Annotated in this window: 20 protein-coding genes; 5 read left to right on the top strand and 15 right to left on the bottom strand. The window is 50.8% G+C overall.

Annotation, left to right across the window (positions count from 1 at the left end; all coding sequences use genetic code 11):
• Nucleotides 1-50: 50 nt before the first annotated feature.
• The 3 genes from QQZ17_RS04500 to QQZ17_RS04490 all read right to left on the bottom strand — a co-directional run bounded on the left by QQZ17_RS04500 (nucleotide 51) and on the right by QQZ17_RS04490 (nucleotide 2,463).
• Nucleotides 51-1,400: a retropepsin-like aspartic protease gene (locus QQZ17_RS04500; RefSeq protein ID WP_187696622.1), complete on the bottom strand. Its 1,350-nt coding sequence runs from the start codon at nucleotides 1,398-1,400 to the stop codon at nucleotides 51-53.
• A gap of 261 nt (nucleotides 1,401-1,661) precedes the next feature.
• Nucleotides 1,662-1,886: a helix-turn-helix domain-containing protein gene (locus tag QQZ17_RS04495; protein ID WP_152405175.1), complete on the bottom strand. Its 225-nt coding sequence runs from the start codon at nucleotides 1,884-1,886 to the stop codon at nucleotides 1,662-1,664.
• A 13-nt stretch (nucleotides 1,887-1,899) separates the two neighbouring features.
• Nucleotides 1,900-2,463, bottom strand: a complete 564-nt coding sequence (locus QQZ17_RS04490) for a DUF2975 domain-containing protein (protein ID WP_152405174.1) — start codon at nucleotides 2,461-2,463, stop codon at nucleotides 1,900-1,902.
• 442 nt (nucleotides 2,464-2,905) lie between these two features.
• Here QQZ17_RS04490 and QQZ17_RS04485 point away from each other — a divergent pair, with 442 nt between their 5' ends.
• From QQZ17_RS04485 to QQZ17_RS04465, 5 genes are all read left to right on the top strand, one after another.
• Nucleotides 2,906-3,163: a YjhX family toxin gene (locus QQZ17_RS04485; RefSeq protein WP_006174186.1), complete on the top strand. Its 258-nt coding sequence runs from the start codon at nucleotides 2,906-2,908 to the stop codon at nucleotides 3,161-3,163.
• Nucleotides 3,164-3,173: 10 nt separating this feature from the next.
• A complete protein-coding gene (locus QQZ17_RS04480) occupies nucleotides 3,174-3,725 on the top strand; it encodes a GNAT family N-acetyltransferase (RefSeq protein WP_152405173.1) in 552 nt (183 codons plus the stop codon).
• A gap of 51 nt (nucleotides 3,726-3,776) precedes the next feature.
• The gene (locus QQZ17_RS04475) at nucleotides 3,777-4,523 is read left to right on the top strand and encodes an SAM-dependent methyltransferase (RefSeq protein WP_152405172.1); all 747 of its coding nucleotides are present in this window, start codon (nucleotides 3,777-3,779) and stop codon (nucleotides 4,521-4,523) included.
• Between the two features lie 556 nt (nucleotides 4,524-5,079).
• Nucleotides 5,080-5,640, top strand: a complete 561-nt coding sequence (locus QQZ17_RS04470) for a hypothetical protein (protein ID WP_152405171.1) — start codon at nucleotides 5,080-5,082, stop codon at nucleotides 5,638-5,640.
• Between the two features lie 772 nt (nucleotides 5,641-6,412).
• The gene (locus QQZ17_RS04465) at nucleotides 6,413-7,273 is read left to right on the top strand and encodes an AraC family transcriptional regulator (RefSeq protein ID WP_152406358.1); all 861 of its coding nucleotides are present in this window, start codon (nucleotides 6,413-6,415) and stop codon (nucleotides 7,271-7,273) included.
• Between the two features lie 63 nt (nucleotides 7,274-7,336).
• On the opposite strand, the gene QQZ17_RS04460 is transcribed toward QQZ17_RS04465, so the two are convergent.
• The 12 genes from QQZ17_RS04460 to deoC all read right to left on the bottom strand — a co-directional run bounded on the left by QQZ17_RS04460 (nucleotide 7,337) and on the right by deoC (nucleotide 19,062).
• The gene (locus QQZ17_RS04460; RefSeq protein ID WP_152405170.1) at nucleotides 7,337-8,857 is read right to left on the bottom strand and encodes a carbohydrate porin; all 1,521 of its coding nucleotides are present in this window, start codon (nucleotides 8,855-8,857) and stop codon (nucleotides 7,337-7,339) included.
• Nucleotides 8,858-8,945: 88 nt separating this feature from the next.
• A complete protein-coding gene (locus tag QQZ17_RS04455; protein WP_152754393.1) occupies nucleotides 8,946-9,278 on the bottom strand; it encodes an L-rhamnose mutarotase in 333 nt (110 codons plus the stop codon).
• 1 nt (nucleotide 9,279) lies between these two features.
• On the bottom strand, nucleotides 9,280-10,200 hold the full coding sequence (locus QQZ17_RS04450; RefSeq protein ID WP_152406357.1) for a dihydrodipicolinate synthase family protein: 921 nt from the start codon (nucleotides 10,198-10,200) through the stop codon (nucleotides 9,280-9,282).
• Nucleotides 10,201-10,208: 8 nt separating this feature from the next.
• Nucleotides 10,209-11,378, bottom strand: coding sequence for a lactaldehyde reductase (gene fucO, locus QQZ17_RS04445; protein ID WP_152405169.1), 1,170 nt, complete (start codon nucleotides 11,376-11,378; stop codon nucleotides 10,209-10,211).
• Between the two features lie 81 nt (nucleotides 11,379-11,459).
• Nucleotides 11,460-12,764, bottom strand: a complete 1,305-nt coding sequence (locus tag QQZ17_RS04440; RefSeq protein ID WP_199800593.1) for an MFS transporter — start codon at nucleotides 12,762-12,764, stop codon at nucleotides 11,460-11,462.
• A 69-nt stretch (nucleotides 12,765-12,833) separates the two neighbouring features.
• Nucleotides 12,834-13,697 carry an amidohydrolase family protein gene (locus tag QQZ17_RS04435; protein ID WP_152405168.1) on the bottom strand — a complete coding sequence of 288 codons (864 nt, stop codon included), beginning with the start codon at nucleotides 13,695-13,697 and terminating at the stop codon, nucleotides 12,834-12,836.
• Complete coding sequence (locus QQZ17_RS04430; protein ID WP_152405167.1) at nucleotides 13,694-14,644, bottom strand: aldo/keto reductase; 951 nt, start codon at nucleotides 14,642-14,644, stop codon at nucleotides 13,694-13,696. The genes QQZ17_RS04435 and QQZ17_RS04430 overlap by 4 nt, the downstream gene beginning before the upstream one ends.
• Before the next feature lie 14 nt (nucleotides 14,645-14,658).
• Nucleotides 14,659-15,813: a mandelate racemase/muconate lactonizing enzyme family protein gene (locus QQZ17_RS04425; protein ID WP_152405166.1), complete on the bottom strand. Its 1,155-nt coding sequence runs from the start codon at nucleotides 15,811-15,813 to the stop codon at nucleotides 14,659-14,661.
• A gap of 4 nt (nucleotides 15,814-15,817) precedes the next feature.
• The gene (gene adhP, locus QQZ17_RS04420) at nucleotides 15,818-16,855 is read right to left on the bottom strand and encodes an alcohol dehydrogenase AdhP (protein ID WP_152406355.1); all 1,038 of its coding nucleotides are present in this window, start codon (nucleotides 16,853-16,855) and stop codon (nucleotides 15,818-15,820) included.
• A gap of 12 nt (nucleotides 16,856-16,867) precedes the next feature.
• Nucleotides 16,868-17,368, bottom strand: coding sequence for an RbsD/FucU domain-containing protein (locus QQZ17_RS04415; RefSeq protein WP_152405165.1), 501 nt, complete (start codon nucleotides 17,366-17,368; stop codon nucleotides 16,868-16,870).
• Between the two features lies 1 nt (nucleotide 17,369).
• Nucleotides 17,370-18,302, bottom strand: coding sequence for a ribokinase (locus QQZ17_RS04410; protein ID WP_152754394.1), 933 nt, complete (start codon nucleotides 18,300-18,302; stop codon nucleotides 17,370-17,372).
• Between the two features lie 58 nt (nucleotides 18,303-18,360).
• Nucleotides 18,361-19,062 carry a deoxyribose-phosphate aldolase gene (gene deoC, locus QQZ17_RS04405; RefSeq protein WP_152405163.1) on the bottom strand — a complete coding sequence of 234 codons (702 nt, stop codon included), beginning with the start codon at nucleotides 19,060-19,062 and terminating at the stop codon, nucleotides 18,361-18,363.
• Nucleotides 19,063-19,332 lie beyond the last annotated feature (270 nt).

The raw sequence follows: 19,332 nt of genomic DNA, 5'->3' as shown, positions 1-19,332 counted from the left end.
TCCAGACCGATTCCCCTTGCCGTGATATCACAGGCTTTAACGCTATTTCGTTACTGGAATGTCATCACCATTGAGTCAAAATCGATGGTCCATTTATAGTGTTTTAAAAACTGATGACTGATAAAGCCGTCCAGAATCATGCCGGATTCAGTGAAATAGAGTTCTGCCGGTAACACACCGTAAAGCCCTGTCGAATTGTTCTGATTTAACCTGCCGATCGAGATACTGTCGACGGGCAGGCGGGTTATTGCAAAACCGCCACCGCCAAGTCCTCCTTTGCCGCCATCCGGCATCATGTGCTCCCCGTCCTGCAATTTCATCCCGATGTAATTTAGTGCTTCTTTCTGCAACAAAATTGCGGCCTCTGGATCGTCAAGACCTGAATCGAGGAAAAAGGTCATGTCCTCCTTACCGTTCACCGCGCCTTTGACTATCATGAAATGCGTCCCCTCGAGGATAAAGGGAATGTTTGTGCCACCGCCTTCGGCGACTTTGCGTTGACTCTCTTTATTTCTGGGCATCAGCACCAGTCGTCGCTGCGGATAGTCCAGCGTGGTGAGGAACTGGTGAAACACGCCGGTGGATAAAATACCGTCGACATCAATTTTTTCACCCGTGGTCTCATCCGTAAAAACCCATGAGTCCGGAAACTCTGCAACATCAACAGGGACGTCATGCAATGTCACCTCTCCCAGACCCAATGTTTGCAGCCGGGAATAATGGGTTTCCGCGGTCTTTCCTCCGGCATAGGTCCCTGTGAAACTGCCCTGCGATTTGAGATTCAGTTTCTTCGCCATTGCCGTATTAAGCACAAATAAATCAGCGCCGGTATCGATAAAAACATTAACCGGTTCTCCGTTCACCCTGACGGAGACCACCGGTAGATGATTCATGGAGATAAACGGCAACAGGGCCTGGTCAGCTTTCCACTCGGGTTTGTAGGGTTGGTCTGTGCCAAATGCGTTCATTAAACTCAGAAGGGCGCTGTCATGCTGACTGAGGGAATTCAGTTGCGCATTGTCGAACAATGTTTTCGCTTTCGTATATTGGCCCGTCTGATAATAAACGTAAAGCAGTCGAATTTGACTTCTCAGATCCCTGGATACTTTCCGCAAAAGTGTTTCCGCTTGTACATAATCACCCTGCAAATAACGAATCAGCCCCTGCGTATAGGTCGCCTCATCCATGTATAGTGGATCATCGAATAAAGGTTTCAGATATTCTTCTGCTTTATCGAGGTTTCCTGTTATCAATTCATCCTGCGCAATATCCCAGCGCAAGGCATTGTTCGCGGGTTGCTCGGCAAGACGACCGGTCCTGTAAACGATAAGATCCCGATAATCCCCGCGATTCAGTCGCTCTTCAGCAATATTCCCCGGCGTACTCGTGGCCTGAGACATATTATCGCTTTCCCCCATAGCAAAGGGGATGAAAGAAACAGAACAGAGGGCAAGGGAAGTGGCTATTATCCGTATAAACATAATTGATGCTCCTTTCAGATAGAATTAATCATGTACTCGCGCAGGTCGTAAACCAGTGTTGTCATCAGAAACCAAAATCGGGGTAGGGCTACAGGGGGCTTGTCCAATAATAAACGCCGCCGCAAGCAGCGGTGTTTATTCAGGCTGGAAGAAATATAATATCAGGATTGAATCGGGTGATTAATCGTCGTTACCCTCCTTAACGGGGATATAACTGAACAGATCGCCGGGCTGACAATCAAGATATTTACATAATGCATCAAGGGTTGAAAATCGAAAGCCTTTAATTTTCCCTTGTTTTATTAGCGAAAGATTCTGCTCCGTAATTCCAATCGCATCCGCAAGCTCCTTTGATTTGACTTTTCTTGCGGCCAGTAACACATCCAGTTTAACAATGATTGCCATAGCAGTTACCGCCTCAGAGGAAAAGTTTATTTTCTTCGTACAGAGCACTCGCCTTTTCCAGTATTTTAGCCACTGCTATCACACACAGCGCAATAAAAAACCAGACGACATGATGGAGCTCAAACCCGATGAGTATTTCACGCTCTCCTGCGGGGTTAAGCATCGTCAACCAGTAACTGGTCGCAGGATCCGCAAGCAGGGTCATTACAGTCCAGACCCCCAGAGAAGCGCCGACTCTGCTCATATGTTGTGCCGAACGGGCGGAAAAATAGTTTCGCCGGGCATAGGCCTGAAATAGCGATCGTAGTTGATACAGGCAGTAACAAAGTGGCGCCATGACCAACAGGTTGATGACTCCGGCCCCCGCTGCCTGCCACCATGGCAACGTCTGCAGGCTGACATTGAGAGCAGAGAGTCGCTGGTCAGTGAGAGACAGCGTTATCCCGTAGAACTCATTCGAAAATGACAATATGGGAAAAAACAGAACGATCGAATTTAACAAAACGATGGTAATCAACAGCATCATGGTGAAAGTGACCATTCTTTGGCTGAGTTGTGCCAGTGCATCAGTGGACATAGAACCTCGGTGTGTCAGCTTAGCGTGATAGTGCAAACAATACACAAAATTAAAGTAAAACAATAATTTTTTATCGTTTTACTTTAATTAAAATCAAGAAAATTGAAAGTTATCGTTACAGAACAATGGGTTATCTTTCTGCCTGCCAGCGAGACCGTGGATGGACAGAAGATGAAGCCATGACCGTGGGCGGGCTCGCGTTTTCGACATCGATCACATTTCCCCGACCTGCACATATCCCTGCTGAAATTACGTGTTACCATTCATGCCGTAAATACCTTTCAACTCAACCCGAGGCTTTGATGCTGGAGAATGTAATCATCTGATAATCAGTTTCCCCGACCTTTCCAGGCCGGACTGATTATCAATGCGCTGAAATCGAATGCGGACACCGCTGTGTGTTTGCACGTTTTGCACATGATGATTAAACAGGTTTTCCAGTATGAATTTATCCCGTCAGGAACAACGTACCTTACACGTTCTCGCCAAAGGTGGACGTATTGCGCACGTTCGCGATACGTCAGGCCGCGTCACCGCCGTTGAATGTTACAGCCGCGAAGGGCTGCTGCTCGCCGACTGTACGCTCGCCGTCTTCAAAAAACTCAAAACCAAAAAGCTGATCAAATCCGTCAATGGTCAACCCTACCGCATTAATACCACCGGGCTGAACAACGTTCGCGCCCAGCCAGATAACCGCTAAGGAGAGTTCTATGACAACACGCAACTTCACCTTTCATATCACCGATGAGAGTGATGTAAGTAACATCCGGGAAGTCGAAACCCGTGCATTTGGCTACAGTAAAGAGGCCGATCTGGTGGCTGCTTTGCTGCAAGACGAAAGTGCACGTCCGACGTTATCGTTGCTGGCCAGACATGAAGGTAAAGCCGTCGGGCATATCTTGTTCACCCGGGCGACATTCAAAGGGGAAATGGAATCTCCCCTGATGCATATCCTCGCGCCTCTGGCGGTCATACCGGAATACCAGGGGAGAGGAGTGGGCGGATTATTAATACGTACCGGTTTAGAACACTTACGGTTGATGGGGTGTCAGCGCGTATTTGTTCTCGGTCATGCCACGTACTATCCGCGACATGGATTCAAACCTTGCGCAGGAGACAACGGCTATCCTGCGCCTTATCCCATCCCGGAAGAGCACAAGGCCTGCTGGATGCTGCAATCCCTCTCTGCTCAGCCACATGCTCGTACTGGCCAAATTCAGTGTGCGCAGGCCTTAATGCAACCGGAGCACTGGCATGAATAATGACCTGATTGAACGCTCTGTCATTCGTAACCCAATGAAAGGAATTAATTAATGGATATCCCACGTATTTTTACGACTAGCGAAAGTGAACACCGTATTCATAACCCGTTCACGCCGGAAAAGTACGCCACACTGGGCCGCGTGTTACGCATGAAGTCGGGGGCGCGTATTCTCGATCTCGGCAGTGGCTCAGGTGAGATGCTTTGTACCTGGGCGCGCGATCTCGGTATTAACGGTACCGGTATCGACATGAGTCCGCTCTTCACCGCGCAGGCAAAACAGCGTGCTGAAGAGCTCGGCGTCAGCGAACGCGTCCATTTTATTCATAACGACGCGGCGGGTTACGTCACGGACGAAAAATGCGACGTGGCGGCCTGTGTTGGCGCGACCTGGATAGCCGGTGGCGTCGCCGGGTGTATCGAACTGCTGGCAAAAAGCCTCAAGCCTGGCGGAATGATACTGATCGGTGAACCATACTGGCGTCAGGTTCCCGCGACGGAAGAGATTGCCCAGGCTTGTGGCGTCTCGTCCAGGACTGATTTTCTCACCCTTCCTGCGCTCGTCGGCTCTTTCGACGAACTCGGCTATGACGTGGTGGAAATGGTACTGGCAGACCAGGAGGGCTGGGATCGGTACGAAGCGGCGAAATGGCTGACAATGCGTCGTTGGTTAGAGGCTAACTCTGAGGATGATTTTGCCGACGAGGTTCGTACGGAGTTGACGATAGCGCCCAAACGCCATGTCACGTACGCCCGGGAATACTTCGGTTGGGGCGTATTTGCGTTAATGGCGCGATGATGTGAGTGATACGGCATAGCCTTTCGGCTATGCCGTTATTTACCCCAGATGAGAACTATTGCTTTTGACGAAGTGATAGTGGCTTTATAAAAATGAAAAGGCGTTCTGTTCAAATTTACCATTAAATAAAACGACGTTGAGTTAATGCATCCCATTTATTCTTTCTTCTTATTTAGAGATTATTCTCCGATCTAAGAACAATCCTAATTTGTATTTTTCTATGACACCTAAGAATGGCGATGTAATTTTTTTGTTTTTCTGATTATAGGATAAATAATCCTATTTAATTGATGGTGTTGCATGCCCTGGATATGAATTTATTGTTGTGTTTTGTTTGATTTTTGTTGCTCTGCGTGTATTTTTATTAAAATGTAAACCATTGATAATAAAGCTTAATCCTTCAAGGTTGTTAATGATATGATCTGATCTTGCGATAAAAAAAGAAATGGTGATAGCTGTTTCCTATCATGATGTATTAGATTGAACAGTTATATCTTTTGGCAGTTTTATTTAAGATAAGTGTATATTTGCAAACAGCGGTACAAGGAGGGATAACGTGGTTGTTGATGATAAACTTTCTCCACTTATCGCTCTTGCGCTGAGTGAATTAAAGAATAGGGCAGCGAGACCGTCAGACAGGAAACCATTCTGCTTTCTTCCTGCTATGTGGGTACAAACACGATGCTGTTGTGCATTGCTTTCTGAATATACAGTAGTGAGTATTTCCGAAAAGCAAGATAATTTATACCTGAAACAGCATATCAATTATTGTGATTCTATCCAGCGGATCATTGAAAAACTTAGAGATGCACAGGATAACAGTGACGAACAGAAGTGTGAGTTTTGTCAGTTTATGACAAAGATGAACCGGGCAGACAAACACACGCTCAATGCGATTGTTTGTCTGGAAACGTATGCTGACGCGTCGCAATATCTGGGGTTGAGTCAAAAGTCAATATATTCAAGATTGTACAGTATTCTTGAACGTATTGGGGTCAACGATCGGCGGCTATTTTTACGCTGGTACAAATATATGTTGATTCATTCAACAATATTTCGACCTCGTGGTCTGAATATTGTCTTTTCTGCTGCTGAAGACGAGCAGACTCTGAAATGAATGCGATCATCGCGTAAACCGAGAAGTCACAGGAAAGGGAATCCTTACGGATTCCCTTTTCGCGGGTAATGTCATTTCAGCCGTAAAGTGCGGCCTTGCCGATAGCTGAGAATAAATTCATCTTGTGAGCCACAATGGCTTTCACCCATTCTGTATACAGTTTTGGCTGCCTTCCTGTCGGATATAAACCCTATGATGTGTTAATCGCCACCGCCAGCGTATCGACCCTCTGTTCAAGGGGTTGCCCATGACCAAGGAGAATGACTCCTTCAAGGATACGTGGGGACGTTAATGATGTTAGTTAGAGCGATTCGAATGACAGAAGGAAATACCAGGAGATGAACGTATGTACACCATCATAATGAACAGCGGATAGCAGGGCAGATTCGTCCTTATACGCAGGTGTTTGTCAGAAACCGTTCTTAATCGAAAAGAAGACGATAAAAGCGTGGCAGAGTATGCGTGCGATAGTAGAATAATGTTCTCTTTGTTAATTTAGCTTGTGAAGTTATTTACAAAAAGATGGTGAATATAAATGCTACCTAAGCCAAATTAATGATTTTATCCGCTCTGCTTTTTACGATGGCGGATTGTTGGCATGTCATGTCCCCTTTTTAAGGGGGAAAGTTCCGGGTTGACGATATAATATTATCGTTACTTAATCTTGTGAACTGAGTCAAAGAATTAAATCAACTCCTGTCATGATTTCCGCTTGTCATCCCATGATGGATTAATTAATCTAAAATGTATCCATTCTTTCGGAGTATGGCATATGAGTTCACTGCCGCAGCGAACGCAGGTCATTGAAAACTGGTATCGGGAATCAGAAGATTTTTCTACGCTGGTCAATTATCGGGTATTGCGCGCCGGTCATATATTGACAGGGGCGAATTTCCATATCCAACGCCAGTCTGTCGTGGGGCATGAACTTATTTTCTGTCTCAAGGGGAAGGGCGTTATTTGTCTGGAGAATAAAAAATACGAAGTGAAAGAAGGAAGTCTGGTCTGGCTTCCAGTCAGGTTTCCGCATGAACACTTTCCGGACAGCGCCGATCCCTGGGAAATATTGTGGTTAAGAATTGACGGTTCTAAGATGGACAATATTATGAATTTTCTGAATGTTCTTCATCAACCGGTGTTTGAGTTTGAATCACCGGCTGAAATAACCGACATTTACCATCAACTATTTAGTTTGATGAAAAGCCATACTCTGGTTGCGGATGCCCATTGCGACCTGTTGTGTTCGAAATTAATTTATACGCTTCTTGAAAGTCGCAGTCATGAAAATGAAAGTTCACCGGTGATCACCCATCGCGGATTAGGTCGGCTGATTTATCAAATTCACAGTCACTATAACGATGAATGGGATATTGACAAATTTATGCTCTATTGCCAGGTGAGTAAATCACAGCTTTTTCGACTCTTTCAGGAGACGTTTAATCAAAGTCCACTGCGTTGGTTGAAAAACTACCGCTTGTCTCAGGCGCGTCGCCTGTTAGTTGAAACGGATGCCACCATAGGCAGCATCGCCAGCCAGGTGGGGTATCACGATCAACTGCATTTTTCCCGCGAGTTCCATCGGGCGGTCGGCGTTTCGCCAAGTGAATTCCGGCGACGGGAAAAACCACTGTAAGTGGCGTTCAGTCCTTATCAGGAAAGCGAACGGTTTTACCGTGATAAAACCGTTCGCCCGCGATCAGAAGAAGGTTTCCATCTGAACGCCGAATGTCCACTCGCCACCCGAGGTGAAACCTTTCTGACCAAAGGTGTCATTAGGGCTGTATTTATCCAGATCGTTATCCCAGTTCATCCACGTGGCAAAAACGCGTAATTCAGGGCGGGTAAAGAAGGGCGAAATATCGTCAGGTCGGAACGTTGGTGCAAAGGTCAGTTTGTAAAAATTCCCCTTCACCTTCTGATATTGCTGATAGCCATTAGGATCGAGATCCATATATTGCCAGGTCGCCTCATAACCTAACGCGAAGTTTTGCGTAATGTTCTGCATCAGTCGTCCGTTCAGGGTGACCCAGCGATAATCATCGCCTTTCACGTAACGATCGGCACTCTGCTGAGCAAGCAGTGAAGGGGCAAAATCCCAGCCTGGCGAAAGATTGACGATGCCGTAACTGGCTAAACGTAACGTTTTCGCATCGGACAGTAACGCCGGGTCGGTGCCTATATTCTTCACTTCCGCGCCAAGACCTTGTCCCCAGGAGAGTACGCTACGCGTTTCACCTTTTGTCAGGCCATAAAAGCTGTCGCCCTGATACCCTAACAGTGCGGTATAACCTTTGTTTGCCGCGTTGAAGACTTTATATCCGCTTAAGGTTTCACGCTCTTCATTGTCCTTTGCCTGCATCCCGCTGATGAATAATTGCACCGGGCCAAAATAGTTGTTGGCTGTCAGGACATAGTTTTGGACGTCATTGTTGACGACGTCCACATCGCCAAAACTACGGCCAATGAAGGAGAAGTTACTGCGAATGTTATCGGTCCAGCGGATGTCATAGATACCGCCCCCGGTGCCGTTGAGCGCGACGAATTTAGAGTCCAGCCAGGGAATTTCGAAGTTGTCACGATCCACACGCTTACCGGCCCATAGCGTCGTATCCTTGAAGGGACCAGTAAAACTCGGAAGCGACGCGATTTCAGCAAAGGCCTGGCTGACGTTCAGCGTGCTGGAATCCGCCGTCCAGTCGTTATAGCTTTTCTGCTGATCGGCAATCATCGTCATAAATCGGGTCGTGGCGCCGTTTTCCAGTCGTTTTTTCTTCTCCAGATACACTTCAACATACGTATCTGGTTCATTACCCAGACGGCCAATTGCCCCGCCAGTTTGTCCTGCCGGGGTCATAAATGGCCCCCCCTGGGTGTGGCGGGCATTATGGTTGGTCATCATGCCGGAACGCGCATAACCGTGCAGCTCAAAATAGTCATCTTCATCGGGCGTTATTTTTTCAATTCGCTGGGTGCGGGCTTCCAGGCTTTCCACCGATTTTTTCGCCTGCTGTGATTCTTGTTCTGTCTGTTTTAATTGACTGACCAGTTGGGCATTTTGTTTTTCGGCCAGCGCGGCCCTGCTTTCTGCTTTTTGCAGACGTAATTCCAGTTGCGACAACCGTTCTTCAATATTTAAATTTTGCGAAGAAGATGCATAAGGGATGGCAAAAAGATTCACTAAGCCGAGGCCGATACATGTCATAGAGGTGATTTTCATATTATTCTCGGATGTTTCTATCATTATTAAAATACAGGGGTTCTGCGCTTTCAAAAAAGCGCAGAGAATTAATATTATTATTTTTGTATTAATCGAGGTGGTATATTTCTTCCATTTCTACCCATAGCGTGCCTTCAGGTTCTCCTTCAAGCGGCATCTGGCAGGGCGACGTTTCCTGCCACCACTCCTGTGTTTTCAGGTGCGCGGCCATTTTCTGCTGGTCGGCTTCATAATCATCACCGGTATATTCCAGATAACTAAACAGCAGACCATTTTTGTAATAAATGGAAAAGTTGCGCAGATTACATTCTTTTATCATGGCATTGACTTCAGGCCAGGGATTCGCATGAAGTTCCTTATAATACGCCAGTTTTTCTGGCCGGACTTTCACCACGCAACCAAATCGACGAATATTGTTCATGTTAATTACCCTCCTTATTAATCACACCCGCGCGTTGAAGGATGTTTTCAATTTCTGTTTTCATTTCTGCGGTCAGTGGCGACGCAGGTGGCAATGAATGGACAGAAATATCCAGGCCAGTTAGCTGTAATGCATATTTCACCGCATTATAAAACGGCAGATCCAACCCGTAGAGAGGAGGGATCCAGGACAGCGACTGTTGCAGTTCTACGGCTCGGGAATAATCCTGCTTATGCCAGGCATCGCGGATCCCACAGGTGAGTTGTGGTGCAAAATTGGCGCTGGCGGGAATACAGCCATCTCCTCCCAGAATTAATGTGCCAAGAAGGTACTCATCGTAACCGGCAAAGACAGCAAAATCGGGGCGCACGGGTTTTACCGCGTGCAGCGTTTCCCTGATATGGGAAAGTGTATCGACCGTATCTTTCAACCCCACAATGTTCGGGCAGTCGATGGCAAGGGTTTTGATAATCTGTACCGGTATGGATTGCCCGGTCAGCGCGGGGAAATTATACAGGATTACCGGAATCGACAGCGCCTCCGCCACCCTTTTAAAGTGTTGAAGCAGGTTACTTTCACTGAGCGGGTTGTACCAGGGGTTCACGACGACCACGCCATCCGCGCCGAAGCGTTGCGCATGAAGACCGGCTTCAATGGTCTCCTGTGTGCCGCAACTGGCAATGCCAATCAGCACGGGTTTTCGACCTGCAACCAGGCGCGTGCAAAATGCGGCGACATCCAGGCGCATCTCGCGGGACATATGGGCAAACTCTCCGGCACTACCCAGGAAAAAGAGCCCGTCCACGGGGGAATTGATCAGGTGCTCAATAAGGATAGCCTGCGCCGTTTCGTTGAATTCACCCTCTGCGGTGAAGAGTGTCGGAACCGGAGGGATCACCCCGCTGAACAGCGGTTGGGTCATCTGCTGTGTCATTGTCTGTTCACTCCGTTGAAAGCCTGCTGATAGAGTGCAGCGATGTCATCCACCGTGGCCGGGCGTGGGTTTCCGCCGGTACAGACATCGTTAAAGGCGGCCAGTGCCAGTTGCGGAATGTCGTCCTGATTCATGCCAATCTCACGCAGTGATGTGGGGATCCCGACATCGTGATTGAGCTGATAGACCGCATCGACAGCAGCCTGTCGGATTTCTGCCAGCGGCAGCGTGGCGGCGTCGGGAATAGCCATTGCCAGGGCGATGTTGCGGTATTTTTCTCCGGTGCAGGGCGCATTCCATGCCATTACCTGAGGTAACAGGATGGCATTAGCGACACCGTGCGGGGTGTTGTAAAACGCGCCCAGCGGATGAGCCATGCCATGGACGAGGCCGAGACCCACATTGGAAAACCCCATCCCGGCGATGTACTGCGCAAGCGCCATTTTTTCCATCGCTTCAGCATCGCCAGCCACCGCGCGGCGCAGCGATTTGGCGATCATTTCAATGGCTTTAAGATGGAGCGCGTCCGGTAATTCCCAGGCGCCGCGCGTAATATAACCTTCGATGGCATGGGTAAGGGCATCAATGCCGGTGGCGGCTTTTAGCGAATCTGGCATCGCATCCATGAGATCCGCATCCACAAGCGCGACCTGAGGAATGTCATGTGGATCGATACAGACAAACTTCCGCTGATGCGCTTCGTCGGTAATCACATAGTTAATGGTGACTTCTGCTGCGGTCCCTGCCGTGGTAGGAAGGGCAATAATTGGCACGCAGGGACGGGTCGTTTCAGCGAACCCTTCCAGGCTGCGAACATCTGCAAACTCAGGATTATTAATGATGATCCCAATAGCCTTACAGGTATCCTGAGGCGATCCGCCACCGACCGCGATAAGGACATCAGCGCCGCTGGCGCGAAATGTTTTCACGCCTTCCTGCACCACGGTAATACCGGGATTCGGTACGACGCGGTCGAATAATGTCCAGGCAAAACCCGCCTCATCAAGTAGAGTGGTAATTTTCCCGACAATACCGCATTTGACCAGGCCGCTGTCGGTGACGATGAGTGCTCTGGTAAAACCCCGTCGGATGAGTTCATTAATTAACTGGCCGCGGCAACCTCGCCCAAACCAGGCGGTTTCATTTAATATCATGCGTTGTGTCATTATAGCGTCTCTCTTGTTGCGGACAGGCGAGGGCCTACCCACCCGTTGCCGAGTGTGGTCTCGCCTGCAAACTGTTATTTTTTATTTAACTGATTTAATCGGTAATACAAAGAATGATGAAGCAAAGACAAAAATAATGGCGGCAATAAATAATGATGAATAATCATTATTAAATGTCGCGAGCAGCCAGGCCGATAATATGGGACTAAATGACTGCGGTAATACTGTCGCAATAGTCAGGATCCCCATATCTTTACCCGCTTGTTTACCGCCGCTAGGTAATACCTGAGTCATCAACGCCATATCAATGGAGGTATAGGCTCCGTATCCCAGTCCCATAATCGCGGCATAAATATACATACCGGTCAGGGTTGGCATGACCAGAGGAATACAGAGGCCCGCCGCCATCAGAATGCTGGAGAGAAAGACGAAAATTTTACGCCGCTGCAGCTTATCGGAGATGATGCCGGATACCAGACCGGAAAAGAGCAGGGTGGACAGCGTGATGACCGAAATTGTGCCGATGGCGTAGTTGGACTCTTCAACACTTAACCCAATGAAATCCTGAAGGATATACAGTTGATAGGTCACCACGCCCTGGTAGCCCAGGTACATGGCAAAGCGACCAAAGAATGCCCAACCGAAATCGGGATACTGGCGTGGACTGACCCAGAAGTTTTTGAAAAACGTTCCCCATTTGAAAGGTTCAACCGGCATATTTCGCGTTGAAGGTTCACGGTTAATCAGCACAAACGCAACACAGCAGGCTGCGATAGCCAGGGCAAATACCAGATAGCCTAACTGCAGATTCCACGCCAGATACCCGGCCAGGATGATGCCTACGGTTCCGCCCGCTGTCGAACCCGCGCCAACGAAACCTGAGGCTATCCCTCTGTTTTCAGGTAAGAATCGGTCTGCCACGACGGTCGCGAGTGGCCCGTTCATACAGTTCAGCGAGACGGCGGCCATCAGCCAGAAAACCGCAATACCGGCGATGGTTGTCATCATCGAGATGCCGAAGATCGCCAGCCCACCGATTAACGCGCCACCGACAATGAAAGGAGAGCGACGCCCCCATGTTGAACGGCATCGGTCGGATAATGCCCCGGCAATAGGTTGCGCAAAAATAGTAAACAACAGCGCCGTGGTCATCACGATGGCAAGGTTGTTAGCCTTATTGGCCGGATCGATTTGCGCGACATGGTTCGGTAACAGAACGGAAATGACGCCACAATATAAGGCCAGCAGAACAAAGAAATTGGCGAACAGGGAGGCCAGTAATATATTTTTCTTTTTCCCGGTGACCATGATATTGCTTTCCGGAGAATCGGTTTGATGCTTGTCGGCAACCTTCCCGGATGGCAATGTGTTGGTATTATCAGACATGCTTATTTCCTCAAATTTTATTCAGTAGGGTAAAATGAAATAAACGACATCAGTGTAGATACGACGTTATTAACCTTTTTTGGCTTTTCTCAGATAGATATCCCTGGCGTTATCCGCCATTATTGCGTTTATTTCCTCCGGCGACAGAGACGTAATGGCTTCAGTTACGCAATTCCTCCAGCGGGTGTAGCCTCCGGCCAGTTCAACAACCGGCCAGTCACCGCCAAATAAACAGCGCTGCGCGCCAAATGTGGTGATAGCCTGTTGTATCCAGGGCTTCAGTTGTTCGGGTTGCCAGTTTTCCCAGTTGGCCTCCGTCGGTAGTCCAGACAGCTTGCAGGCGAGGTTGGGGAAGGCTGCCAGCGCCTTAATCCCTTCCGCCCATTCCTGCCATTCATTGCGAGTGATGGCCGGTTTGCCCATATGGTCGAGAACCACGCGAGCCTCCGGCACCCGGTCATAGAGCCATGTCATCAGATCGAACAGGGCCGGGAGTTGCGCCGCTCTGACGCACATATCAATGACAAAGCCTTCTTCTACCGCCGCCAGTAAACCGGCGCGATAGTCTGCGCTGTAGAACCGTTCCAGCGCTTCGTTCTGTAGGGAACGTCGGATGCCCACCACGCGCGGAAGCTGTCGTAACTGGCGCAGATAAGGAATGACGGCGCTGCCACACTCCAGAGGAGCCCAGGCGACAATACCTGCCACGGCGATCGGACTGTCATCAGCCAGTTGATTCAGCCAGTTCACTTCCTTGATGGCGTGCTCGGCGGCGCAGTCGGCCTGAACCACAATCGCCGCGTCCGGGGCCCCGGCATGCCGGGCAAGTTCCTGCGGCAAAAAAGCCCGGTTTAACGTCGGCAGATCGCCAAGCCAGTCATAGCGCAACAAGCACGGATCCCAGAGATGAAGATGACTGTCGAGCGTTCTCATTTCTGCGCTTTCCCTCCGTTACCTGGCAACACATCCCAGCCGATATTGAGTACCGGTGCCATCAGCGCGTTAATGTTGTCCAGCAGTTCAGGATCGAGCGGTTGCTCAGACCAGCGGACGTTATCGAGCATATTTTCGGCGCTGGCTGTCCCAATGACGGTGGAGGCAATACCGTGCTCCGCGGCGGTCGTCAGGGCAAACTGGAGGGCAATCTGCGCAATGTTGACGCCGTAGCTATCGCACAGTTCAGACACGCTGCGGCAGACGCGTTGGACATCGTCGTGGGCCGGATGCCAGTCCGGCGCACCTGAACGGGTCAGCAGCCCCATTGAGAGAGGAGACGCATTGAGGACACCAATCCCTGCTTCGTTCAACCGCTGCGCAACAGCACCCAGGCGTCGGTCCTGTAAAGTCCATGTGCAATAGGCCATGACGGTATCGACTTTCTGCTCGCAGGCGACGCGTTCGAGTAGCGGCAGATCGTATCCGGTGATGCCAATGTGGCGAACCACGCCACTGTCCCGGAGTTCACGAAGCGTTGGCAGCGCCTCATCCAGCAACTGCGTCATATCGCCGTATTCAATGTCGTGACACTGAATGACATCAATGTAATCACAACCCAGACGGGAGAGACTTTCTTCCACGCTGCGTAAGGTGGCATCGCGTGAGAAATCCCAAAGGCTGTCACCGTAACGGCCCACCTTGGTGGCGAGGGTGTAACTTTCACGACGAACGCCCTTGAGCGCGGCGCCTAATGCGGTTTCGGCTTTCGTGAGCCCGTAATAAGGGGCAACATCAAAGTAGTTCACGCCATGACTCAGCGCGGTGGCGACCGTTTCATTGGCTTGCAGTTGGGACACCGGGTGATAGATGCTGCCCAGCGATGCCGCTCCCATCGCGAGAACGGGCACCTGAATGCCGGTATGGCCCAGAGGTACGGTTTTCATTTTTGAGTCCTTCATTATTGTTCGCGTTGTGGTGACTGGAGCGTCAGCCTTAGCCCGGCTCGTTCCGGTCTGACATGGGGGCCCTGGGCAATCGTCCAGCTTCCCTTATCGTGTTGTGACTGAATTGCCGTTTCATCAATGGAAATACCGAGTCCGGGCTCATCACCCAGCAGGATGCCGCCATTTTCTATGCGTTGATCTACCTGTAGACCCAGCGGAAAATTCAGATCCTGCACCTCACAACTCAGATGATTGGCGACGGCGGCAGCGGCATGGGCGACGGGGTTAGCGTTGTAGCCGACGGGGCTGACCGGCAGGTTAAACGCCTGTGCCAGATTCGCCACGCGCAGAAAATGGGTGATCCCCCAGCACATCCCCGCCTGTAGCACATCGACCGCCTGTTCTTTCAGCAACGGCAGGTACTGTTCTATGCCTGTCAGGTTTTCTCCTGTCGCCACCGCGCAGGTGACCTGCTGGCGAATTGCGGCGTGACCGGCGGCATCCCAGCGACGGACAGGCTCCTCAATCCAGCTCAGATCCAACGTTTCCTGCAAACGGTTGATGTAGCGGACGGCCTGTTTGCTGTTCATTGATTCATTGACATCCAGCATCATGACCGGCGAAGGGGTGTTGCGCAGATAAACCTCTCTGACCGCCGCAAAGCGTTCCCGGTCCTGCTCAACGTCCAGCCCACCTTTGAGTTTGAACGCGCTGAATCCCCGATCGGCAAAACGTTGATGCAGTGCAATCAGCGCATCCAGCGAAAGTGGGTAATCCAGTCCGGACGCATAGCCGGGAACGAATCCACGTCTTGCGCCAAGCTGCCGCCAGAGCGGTTCTCCCGCGCACTTTGCTTTCAGATCCCATAAGGCCATGTCGACAACGCCAATGGTGCCAAAGGTGCTACCGGCGTGACCACTTTTGAAAACCCAGGCCAGCATGCGATCGTAAAGTGCCGTTACCGCACGGGGATCTTCACCTTCAATAGCCGGAAAGACTCGTTCGATGTCGGCATGTCCGCCCAGACCGATGCCGGTTACCCCTTCGTCTGTTTCCAGCATCAGGATGGGCACTTCGGTCACTCCGGACTCAATGGTGCCGTTGACATCACCAATCGGTCTCTCCCAGTGATGCCAGGTCGTTAGCGTACGCCAGCCTGTAATTTTCATCGTCTCACTCCTCTGTGCGCTGCACGGTACGTAAATCAATCACCATTCTTCCCTGGATTGTGCCGTCGTCCATCTCCTTGAAAATGGCATTGAGCTCCTCCAGTTTTCGGGGCTGTACGATGGGGTGAACGCGCCCGGCAAGCGCATGCAGGAAGGCTTCCGCCAGATCCTGACGGGTTCCCACCAGGCTGCCGACAATCTGGATGCCATCAAGAACCGTCTTGACGATATTCAGCGAAAGCTCGCCGGCAGGAACCGCCACGCAAACTACTTTGCCGCCAGCTCTGACGCTGTTAACTGCCTGATTAAAGGCCGAGCGCGCCACCGCCACCACAATCGCCGAATGCGCACCACCGCCCGTCAGTTCATGAATACGTGCGGGAACATCCTCTTTACCGGGGTTAAGGGTGATTTCTGCGCCGCTTTCTCTGGCCAGCGCCAGTTTGTCATCCTGAATGTCAATGGCGATCACGCGGGCATTGAACACATTGCGGGCAAACTGGATAGCCATATTGCCTAAACCGCCCGCGCCCCAGATTGCCAGCCATTGCCCCGGACGGACTCCCGAAACCTGCGCAGCTTTGTAGGTTGTTACACCCGCACAGGTAATGCTGCTGGCGACCAGAGGATCAAGACCTTCCGGGACTTTCACCGCGTAGTCCGCTTTGACGATGCATTGCTCGGCCATCGCGCCATCAACGCTGTAACCGGCATTTTTTACGTTGCGACAGAAGGTCTCCCGCCCGCTGACACAGTATTCGCATACGCCACAACCCTCGTAAAACCAGGCAATGCTGACGCGATCGCCCACTTTCAGGCTGGTCACGTCGTCGGCAATCGCGCTGACAATCCCGATGCCTTCGTGTCCGGGGATACGCCCCGGTACTGGGCCAAAGTCACCCTGCACAACATGTAAATCGGTGTGGCAGACACCGCAACATTCAACGTTGACCAGCGCTTCGCCGGAGGCTAACGCCCGAACGGTCTGATGGCGAAACTCCACTTTGCCCGGCTGTGCCTGACTGATTACCGCTGCTTTCATCATCATGTCCTGTCAGTTAAGTTCCGGTACGATGTTGTCGACAATACGCTGGCGTCGCGCAACATAGGCGGGGAGCGGCTGTACGCCAGACGCATCAGTGAACCAGGCAAACGGATCGGTGCTGGCGACAAGGGCGAAGTTGGCCCAGGGCTCGAACGAACCGGAGCGAATGATTAGCTTCGCCTGATGGGCAATGTCGTGGCACAGCGTTTCATGGCTCGCAGCGAAAAACGCCGCGCCAGAACCGGTGTAGATCGTTTGCACATCGCGGTACAACTGCGGGTGGCAGTCGCGGACTTCGCTGGCAAAATGTACCTCTTCAACAAAGAGTTCCTTACGTAGCACGCGCAGGATCTCCCGGACGTCAATCTGACCAGGCCAGAAACCCAGGTCGATCCGGTTCGCGTGCGCAGGAATCGGGAACCCCGCATCGGTGACCAGAACGATATCGGTGTGGCCTAAGGAGGCTAAGGCTGCGGCAAGCTCGGGGTGTAAAATTCTGTCGGGTCTCATGTCAGGAATTCCTTCGGCTCAGGTTGAATTGCATCCAGGTATCGACATCGCTGCGATATTTATAAGAGGGAACAGTTTCCCAGTCAGAGCAGCAGAGTGCCGCTGTGGCGTTGGCGAACAGAACCGCTTCGTTGACGGGTTTACCTTCGTCAAGCGCGACAGCGAGGGCAGCGTTAAAACTGTCACCTGCACCATTACTATCGACGACCTCAACCAGACAAGGTGGTATTTCCAGCGCGGTGTCAGAGGTGAAAACGGCTGCACCCGCTTCACCCAGCGTCATCACAACATAGCGGCATCCCGTTTCCAGTAGCCTGTCGGCGACCTCGCGGTTACTGAGCGGATCGTCCGGAGCCAGCCCCAGCGCGACACGGGCCTCCGTTTCATTAGGCGTCAGGAAGTCAACCGCGCTCAGATCGAGTCCACGAAGATCTCGGGCAGGTGCCGGGTTGAGAAGGGTTGTCTTACCCAGCGCTTTGGCCTTTCTCAAACCGTAGAGGGCTGTTTCGAGAGGAATTTCTAACTGGGTTAACACCACGTGGCTATTTTTAAGTTGCAGCAGCGCGTTATCGACAAGGGCAGGGGTAAAGAGCTTGTTGGCGCCCATATCCACGACAATGACATTGCGTCCTTCTTTGTCCTTAATGATCAGGCCAGCGCCCGTGGGCAGCTCGGTGGTCAGGGTCAACGCATCAATATTGATGCCTTCCTCCTGCATCAGTTCGATGAACTCATTACCGAAGGTGTCATTTCCCACCACGCCGCTATAGGCGACATCGGCCCCTAAGCGTGCAGCCTGAACCGCCATATCGGAACCTTTTCCTCCCCATGTCTGGCGAAAGTTATGTCCGATCAGCGTTTCCCCGGCGAGCGGGATACGTTCAGCGGTCATGACCAGCGCCTTTGCGTAACTACCGAGAATAAATACACTCATCACATACTCCTTAAATTGTGCAGGGCGTCGTGCCGCTGCTACCAGCGGCACTTTTCGGTTAATAAGCGTTAATGTCGCCTACCAGTCCTTTGACCAGTTCAGGACCGGAGCTGGTCCCGACTAATTCAGCACCTGCTACGAACATCTCTTTCATTTTCTCAATCGTATTCACTTTACCGGAGACTTTGACCCGACAAGGTGCCTGGATATGAGCTTTGAGAAGTTGCACATCTTCTACCGTCGCGGCACAACCGCCTTTGCCCCAGCCGCTTGACTGTTTCACCCAGTCAATACCGGCTTCATAGGCATAACGGGTGGCTTTGATTTTCATCGCCTCCTCGGTGATGAAACCAAATTCCAGCATGGCTTTGACTTTCATTCCCAGGTCATGCGCAACATGGGTGACTTCCTTCAGTTCCCGGAAATACAGTTCATCCTCGCCCCCCAGCAGAAAACCTGGATTTGGTGGGAAATCAAACTCATCGGCACCTTCTTTTGCCAATTCTCGTACGACGGCCACTTTCATGGCTGTCGTGTCGTTAGCCTGCGGAAAGTTCACGGTTGTGGCGACACGAACCCCTGTACCTTTCAGTACTTCTTTAGCAAGGGAGACCCAGCAGGGGGCAATCATTGCGGCATCAAACTGATATTCCATGCAGATATTCAGGTGCTGGATCAGACTTTCCCGGGTTAAATCAGGATTGACGTTCGTGAATTGAATAGCCTTGGCAACCTGGCGTGGGTCATTAAAATCGATCATTTACTGCGACTCCTGTTAGCTGAAAAAACATACGTTATGGGCTAAGACTTACTTTAGGGAGGGGGCAGAAAATGTGTGATAGGCAAGAATCCCGGCTATATGGACAGAATTTTCAGGGTGATATTTTTGCGACATCAGTCGCAATTTCGCAGCGCTGGAGGCCAGCAGAAAAGAAGGGGGAATGGTTCAGAATCCTGTTTTAGGCGGGAAAGCGCTATTGTTTACCTCAGTACCGACGACAATCCACAGCCGGAAGCGTAGAGGAGGAGG

This window comes from Citrobacter sp. T1.2D-1 (assembly GCF_950098555.1).
GTDB classification, from domain to species: domain Bacteria; phylum Pseudomonadota; class Gammaproteobacteria; order Enterobacterales; family Enterobacteriaceae; genus Citrobacter_A; species Citrobacter_A telavivensis.
The sequence above is the reverse complement of the archived record's forward strand: the minus strand, read 5'-3'. Positions and strand labels throughout refer to the sequence as shown.